General features: G+C 56.7%; 8 protein-coding genes and 1 CRISPR repeat array. All 8 genes read left to right on the top strand.

Annotated elements, in window-relative coordinates; all coding sequences use genetic code 11:
* A partial coding sequence (locus tag ABIL25_10515) for a hypothetical protein (GenBank protein ID MEO0082700.1) occupies nt 1-834 on the top strand: 834 nt, incomplete at its 5' end.
* The gene (locus ABIL25_10510) at nt 831-1,292 is read left to right on the top strand and encodes a hypothetical protein (GenBank protein MEO0082699.1); all 462 of its coding nucleotides are present in this window, start codon (nt 831-833) and stop codon (nt 1,290-1,292) included. The genes ABIL25_10515 and ABIL25_10510, both read left to right, overlap by 4 nt.
* On the top strand, nt 1,285-2,109 hold the full coding sequence (csx7, locus tag ABIL25_10505) for a CRISPR-associated RAMP protein Csx7 (protein ID MEO0082698.1): 825 nt from the start codon (nt 1,285-1,287) through the stop codon (nt 2,107-2,109). Before ABIL25_10510 ends, csx7 begins: the two co-directional genes overlap by 8 nt.
* Nucleotides 2,109-3,050, top strand: coding sequence for an RAMP superfamily CRISPR-associated protein (locus ABIL25_10500; GenBank protein ID MEO0082697.1), 942 nt, complete (start codon nt 2,109-2,111; stop codon nt 3,048-3,050). Before csx7 ends, ABIL25_10500 begins: the two co-directional genes overlap by 1 nt.
* Nucleotides 3,037-3,450, top strand: coding sequence for a hypothetical protein (locus ABIL25_10495; protein MEO0082696.1), 414 nt, complete (start codon nt 3,037-3,039; stop codon nt 3,448-3,450). Before ABIL25_10500 ends, ABIL25_10495 begins: the two co-directional genes overlap by 14 nt.
* The gene (locus ABIL25_10490) at nt 3,450-4,370 is read left to right on the top strand and encodes an RAMP superfamily CRISPR-associated protein (GenBank protein MEO0082695.1); all 921 of its coding nucleotides are present in this window, start codon (nt 3,450-3,452) and stop codon (nt 4,368-4,370) included. Before ABIL25_10495 ends, ABIL25_10490 begins: the two co-directional genes overlap by 1 nt.
* Nucleotides 4,360-4,785: a hypothetical protein gene (locus ABIL25_10485; protein MEO0082694.1), complete on the top strand. Its 426-nt coding sequence runs from the start codon at nt 4,360-4,362 to the stop codon at nt 4,783-4,785. Before ABIL25_10490 ends, ABIL25_10485 begins: the two co-directional genes overlap by 11 nt.
* Nucleotides 4,785-5,720: a CRISPR system precrRNA processing endoribonuclease RAMP protein Cas6 gene (gene cas6 / locus ABIL25_10480; protein ID MEO0082693.1), complete on the top strand. Its 936-nt coding sequence runs from the start codon at nt 4,785-4,787 to the stop codon at nt 5,718-5,720. The genes ABIL25_10485 and cas6 overlap by 1 nt, the downstream gene beginning before the upstream one ends.
* Nucleotides 5,721-6,270: 550 nt before the next feature.
* A CRISPR array of direct repeats spans nt 6,271-6,525; the repeat unit is 36 nt; unit sequence GATAACGACCTCAATCCGGCACAGCGGAGTAGAAAC.
* Nucleotides 6,526-6,580: the final 55 nt, after the last annotated feature.

Below are 6,580 nucleotides of genomic sequence, written 5' to 3'. Positions count from 1 at the left end.
CTGTATCGTCTCCGCAATCCTGAAAAGCCTGACCCGAGGTGCGCTGCAAAGAATTGCGGCCGGGAGCTGAAACCGGTGGAGGGATACTACTACCGCGTAGGAAACGAACTAAGGCGCGTGCGTCCTCAAACCCACCTGTCCACAAAACTAAAGATAGACCGCAAGCGCCAGGCGGCCAGCATTGGGGAGCTGTTTTCTTACGAGACCAATGCCCTGGAAAAGGACATTGCCTATGTCGGCCTATTGTCAGGCATCGAGCACGGCGATGCTCAGGCAGTCTTTGACTTGGGCACGATACTGGTCGGCGGCGCGCGTGGACGCGGATTCGGCAAGATGAAGGTAGAGATGATTCCGGCTCCGAGCCGGCGCAGTATACAGGAGCGGCTGGATGGGGTGAATGAGGTTGTCAGGAGGACGTGGTCGAACTGTCCGTCCGGCCGTGTTTTGTTCACACTTGACTTTTTGTCGGATCTGATACTCCCCTACGGCCAGAGTCTTCTTGCCTTGCTCAAGGAGACATTCGGGGAAGAGCTTGCCTTGCTCAAGGAGACATTCGGGGACGACCTTAAGGTCGGAGCTGCGTTTGTGCGCGAGGGGTATGCGGGCGGGTACAATGCGGCCCTGGGTATGCCCAAAGATATGATGTCGGCGATAACCAAGGGCAGTTGTATTGCCGGCTGGATGCCCGAAAACAAGAAAGAAGAGCTGATAAACAAACTGGAACAAGTCGAGGCAGAGGGACTGGGTCTGCGCCGGTACGAAGGCTATGGCTGGGTACTTGCCTGCGATGAGTTCCACTGTGACCGTCTCGCAGTAAATGGAGGAGCAAGATGATGTCGGAGCTTGAACTACTGAAGAGCTTGCACAGCCGCAAGCCGGACCTTGTGAAACTGGCCAATGATGCGCTTCCAGAACTGGAGAAGCTTCAGAAAGCGTTTGATACTGAGTTCCAGGAGAAGAAGAAGGCACACGACCAATGGGTCCGGAAAGGACAGCGTGGCCAGGAGCCGGACAAACCCGAGAAGAAGACCGCTATCCCTCCTTCCCATCAGTGGCAGAACCTGCGAACTGCTGTAGCCACTGCTACCTGCCTGGCAGAAGTGGAGAACTATCTCTACTACCAGGCAGGAAGGAAGGTCTGGGCTGCAGAAGCAGTGAAGGATGTTCTGGGGCCCAAGTTGAAGAAGGCAGCGGAGTCGAGCACTGGACAGGACGACATGAAGGCGATGAAGCTTTTCATCGGCTACCTGGTCCGGGCGGTACTGGCCAAGAGGGGAGGGTCAGGTGAGTGAAACAGGACGTTTGGCTTACTATACGCTCGAGCGACTGGTGGTGCTTGAGGGCTATGTTGAGACACTGACTGCGCTTCATATCGGCAAAGGCCGGGCACTGGATGCAGATGCGGCCAGCGACCTGCCGGTGATGAAGGACCCGTTCAGCCTGCCGTTCATTCCCGGGTCTTCGCTCAAGGGGGTACTCCGTTCCTACACCGAGTCGCTGGTGCGCGGGCTGGATGGCGGCAAGCTCAAGAGCTGTGACCCAGTGGGACAAGTCTGGACGGGTTGCGTTGACCCGGGAAAGTTCTCTCAGCAACAGAAAAGAGGCGTGCCACAGGGCGAGCAAGAGCTGAGGGTTCCCGAGGACATCTGTGATGTATGTGATTTGTTCGGACATCCCAACTTCGCTTCGCGGCTGCGGTTTGCAGACCTGCCGGTAGACCAAGAAACCTGGCATGAGTTGCTGCTACAGGTGCGGGATGGAGTGGCGATTGACCGCGAAACCAGTACCGTGGCCAGGCCGATGAAGTATGATTTCGAGGTAGTGCCGGCCGGGGTTCACTTCAAGCTCAAGGTAGCCGCGGATAATGTGGAAGACTGGCAGCTTGGCCTGTTCTTTGCCGCGGTGGATGCCCTGAACTCGGGATTCAACCGCCTGGGCGGCAGCACTTCGCGCGGGCTGGGCTCGGTGACCATCAGGTGGCAGAAATACAGGGACCTTACTGCTAATGACATCATCGCGGGCAAAGCAGAGGAGAAGACGGATGTGGCAAATTTCCGCACGGGCTGTGGCAAGAGGCTTCAGGAGCTGCTGAACTCGGGGAGGAAGTAATGAACTCAGTTGGCTTGAAGGCACTCTACAATCAGGCGATGCTGGACATCGTCATCAAACCTGACGGGCCGATACTTATCAAGGCCGCGGACAATCTGGATGCGACCAAGCCGGATATGCAGTTCACGCGGCTTAGGACTCCTGCGGGCGACACGGTCTATCTTCCCGGCTCAAGCCTGAAGGGTGTCATCCGCAGTTGCGCCGAAAGGCTGCTGCGAACCCAAGGAATCGCCACCTGCGACCCGCTGGGGGGTGACCGTTGCAGAGGTGAGAGCGGCAAACAGAAATTGCACTACTCCAGGCACTGTTACGCCTGTCGCACGTTTGGCTCGACCGACCTTGCCTCCCGTGTTTTCTTCTCCGACGCTTTTCCGTGGCCGGTTGATGCCAAACCTGAGGAGCGGCAGAAAGGGATCACGGAAACTGAGAAGTACCTGCAGGTCAGGCCGGGTATCGGCATTGACCGCAAGAAGGGCACGGTCAAGACTGGCGCGGTATTTGACCTTGAAGTGCTCACTGGCGGCGAATTCCATACTCGGATTGCCCTGCGCAACTACCAGCTCTGGCAGCTTGGATTGCTCCTGTACGTGTTCGACGACCTGAACTCGGGCGCGCAGAAGCTGGGGTTCGGCAAAACCAGGGGCCTGGGCAAGGTAACGATTGGTGTAACACGGCTGACAGTGAAGCAGTATGGGCGCTTGGCCGAGAACGACAAACAGCTTGCCGGTATCGGCGCTGTCGCCGACCTGGTGGAAACCTATGACCTTATCGCGGATGATGCTCTCACCGTCGAGACGCAGGGTAAGCCTGAGACGCTTAGCCTGGACTTTGCCTTTGAGGATAAGGCACTGGAGGCGGTTCTCGACTCCCTGAAGACATCTGGTTCGATGAAGGCGCTCGTCAGTCTCAGCAAACAGGGCAAGGACCATGGCACAAGTTAGACGATTGACTTCGCTTGATGAGGTGCTGGGCGCCATCTCAGAGCAGGAGCGTTTCTTCGTACTGGCTGAGGAGTGGAGAGACGGTCTTGATGAGAAGTCCGAGGTCACTGCCGCAGAGCTCAAGGAGCTGGTAGCCCAGATGAGATGCGACTACGGCGATAACTTCGCGTTCCGGGCGTTCAATGAGACGTTGGACCTGCACTGGAACGGTGAGCTCGGGCTACTGATTCAAGCCGATACCACCGAGGAAACGCAGGAAGTGTACTTGCCGCTCATTTCAGACTCAGTACGGTTTCCTGCGGCGGGTAGGCTGAAGCACACTAAGATAGCGGCAAAGCGCTCGAAAGACGGGTTCCTGCGTTTCGTCCGTCTGGAAGAAGCAAAGACTGGGGAGGGGTGATGGTGTATCACGACAAGAAGGTAACCTACCCTGACGGCACTACCGACTACGACTACTACTGCGTTGAGGCCATACCGTGCGTTATTGTGAATCAAGTTTCTGACCTGGACAGATTTGACGATAAGCGCCTGACCGGACGATTGGAGGCGACGCTCATAACCGAGCAGCCGTTGCTCATCGGTTCCGGCGAGGTGGAGGTCGAAGGCGGCGACAACGGTGTACAGCGTCTGCAGTTTGCGCGCCTGGCTAGCGGTTCCCGGCTAGTCATCCCCGGCTCTTCACTCAAGGGTGCGATTCGCACCTATGCCGAGGCGTTATCGCCGTCGTGTCGGGCCGTGACCGACAATTGCAGAAGGTGCCCGGCCTGCACTATCTTCGGCAGTACCGACCATCAGGGCCGCCTTTGCTTCGCGGACTCGGTACTCGGGCAGGGGGTGGCGACCCAGAAGATACGGATCGTGCAACGCAGGGGGCCGAAAAGGGAGTGTAGGGGTCGGAAGTTCTACTACTTTGAATACCCGAAGCACACGCCAGGTAGTCAGATGGAAGAGGTCGAAGTAATACCGAAGGATGTTCGTATTGTTTGCACCGCCACCTTTCTAAACCTAACCAAGTGGGAGCTTGGATTGATTCTTCTGGCGATGGGACTGGGACATAATGGTGTGGTCAAGCCATTCAGCCTCAAGCTGGGCGGTGGCAGAAATCGCAGGTTGGGAAGAGTGAGATTCCTGCCGGAAACGGTGAAGATTGAGTGCAGAACGAGATACCTGGAGGAGTTAGTTGAGAAGAGCAAGTCTGCGGCGAAAGAGCACTCTCGGGAAGACCTTATCAGCGCATACATCGAGTGGGCGTCGAAGTATTGTACCGCCATCGCCGCGATTGCTGACAAGTTCCAGAGAGGAGCGCCAGATGGAGCCTAAGAAACTGCTGGCTGAAGCCCGAGAACTGGTTAGTGGTATTACCGAGCAGCAGGCAAATCTCATACGGCACGCTGCCAACTACTTTCGGCGCCATCGTGATCTCCAAGAACTCGGCACTTTTCTTAGGGCCAGACATTATAGCAATGCCAGTGACAAGCACTGGCAGGAAATGCGCAAGAGAATCAATGAGGTGCTGACACAGCATTCTAACCCTGAGGAGATTGCTTATATCCTTGGCTGGGCGTGGCGGCTGCGCCGAGTCTACGGCGCGCCGCCCGGGGCACGAGGCGGACGCCGGGAAGGCGTTCAGGGCGGAGTACGGGGCGAGTCGGACCGGCGAACCGGCGGGCCCCGCGGTTACGGCGGTCGAGGCCAGCGGCGCGACCAGCTCAGGCGCGACGAGAAGCGCTGGTGATGTTTGACGGTCTCTACTTCTCCCGCCTGCGGTTTAGCCTGCAACTGGAGCGCCCGCACAAGCTACGAGAGCCGTTGGGTCGGATGCTGCACGGCGTCCTAGGCAGCGGCCTGCGCCGCGTGGTCTGCCCGTGCGGGGACGGCGTCAGGTGCGACCAATGTCCAACCAGCGCTGACTGCGCATATTCTTACATCTTTGAGTCGCCGCCGCCGAAAGACACTAGCTTGCGCTATGCGGACAGGTATCATCCGCACCCATATGTGATAGATCCGCCGCCGGCGGGCACCGATGCCGTATCTGAGATAAGTTTTGATGTCATACTCGTCGGGAGGGCCATAGAATACCTTCCCCTTGTTGTGCTGGCGCTGGAGCGGACTAGACTTGGTTCAGTCCGAGCGCGACTGCGCGAGGTTGCTGACTCGGCAAAGGCTGAGCCGCGTGCGGTGTTTGTTGCGGGCCGAGGGTTTATCGCGCCGCCGAGCCGGGTGTGTTTTGAGGCCATGCGGCAGGAAGGCGCTGCGCCGGGGTGCGAGCGGCTGACAATCAGGTTTGTCCAGCCCACGCTGATTCAAAGTCAGAACCGGATGGTCAGACGGATACTGAGATTCGAGACTCTGCTGCGAGCGCTGGTCAGACGTCTCACGCGATTGGGCGAGTATCACTGCGGGATACGGCCTGTTCTTGACAAGGACAGGTTCTACCTTGCCGCTGAACAGGTGGAGATTGGCTCCTCCAGCTTGAGATGGGAGCAGGAGCAAGGTAACCGGCACCAACCTGCTGACGGACTCAGGGGCGAAGTTACGTACTTTGGCCCTTTGGCCGAATACCTGCCCATCTTGCGAATGGGCGAGCATCTGCATGTAGGCAAAGGCACAACCATAGGTTTGGGGCGGTACGAGCTTGGTGACGAGTGGGAGAAACCGATGGGCCCATAACTCATCACCTGTGGCTCTTTAGACAATTTGGAGTGTGTAAGAGCAAGAAGTGAAAAGAAACGAGTGACAGGCGACCGGCGACAAGTGAAAAGCGACAGGATAGAAGCCGTTACAATTTTCCAAACATCGAGTTCAGTAAGCAGGACTGTAAGTGTCCGAAGAATCGGCAGGTCTTCAGTCTTTCTGAGTGATGTAGGCCGGACCGGGTTTGGAAAATGGCAGGTTTCGGCTAGCCCGGACTTCGATTTTCGAAATTCGCGTTCGGGCCTTCTTGCAAGGTACGCAAATACGTCGCTTAGGCATCGGTGTTCTTATGCAAGAGGCCTGGTTTTGGAAAATCCGGGTACCCTAGCAGAATCGGGCAGGGATTTTCCAAAACGACATCACGTATCTACGAGACTTATGCTGAGCGGGTGTTCAAACTGCAAGGAAGCGATTGCATTGCGTGGGGTGATTTTCCAAATTCTGGCGGGTGAGTAATGGTCAGTAGTCCTGATAGTTAGAACGAGGTTATTCTCGTCGTGCCCGCAAGTACCTGAAAAGCATGACGGATAACGACCTCAATCCGGCACAGCGGAGTAGAAACCCGTCAACGGTGACGATGTCATACAGCATGTTGTTGATAACGACCTCAATCCGGCACAGCGGAGTAGAAACTTTGAGAACGGCCACTTGGTCATTCTCCGTGTAGAGGATAACGACCTCAATCCGGCACAGCGGAGTAGAAACCCATACCCATCGTATCAACATATTGCATAACTCTGTTGTAGATAACGACCTCAATCCGGCACAGCGGAGTAGAAACAGTTTCATCCTAGGCAAAATGGCGTTGCTTGCCATCTCCGATAACGACCTCAATC

The sequence above is a fragment of the candidate division WOR-3 bacterium genome (assembly GCA_039801365.1).
Lineage (GTDB): Bacteria > Hydrothermota > Tepidihabitantia > Tepidihabitantales > Tepidihabitantaceae > JBDRUN01.
The sequence above is the reverse complement of the archived record's forward strand: the minus strand, read 5'-3'. Positions and strand labels throughout refer to the sequence as shown.

Excerpts from the sequence above, each read along its gene's own strand:
- ABIL25_10495 (MEO0082696.1), top strand. The coding sequence starts at position 3,037 with ATGGCACAAGTTAGACGATTGACTTCGCTTGATGAGGTGCTGGGCGCC.
- ABIL25_10500 (MEO0082697.1), top strand. The coding sequence starts at position 2,109 with ATGAACTCAGTTGGCTTGAAGGCACTCTACAATCAGGCGATGCTGGAC.
- ABIL25_10490 (MEO0082695.1), top strand. The coding sequence starts at position 3,450 with ATGGTGTATCACGACAAGAAGGTAACCTACCCTGACGGCACTACCGAC.
- cas6 (MEO0082693.1), top strand. The coding sequence starts at position 4,785 with ATGTTTGACGGTCTCTACTTCTCCCGCCTGCGGTTTAGCCTGCAACTG.
- ABIL25_10485 (MEO0082694.1), top strand. The coding sequence starts at position 4,360 with ATGGAGCCTAAGAAACTGCTGGCTGAAGCCCGAGAACTGGTTAGTGGT.
- ABIL25_10510 (MEO0082699.1), top strand. The coding sequence starts at position 831 with ATGATGTCGGAGCTTGAACTACTGAAGAGCTTGCACAGCCGCAAGCCG.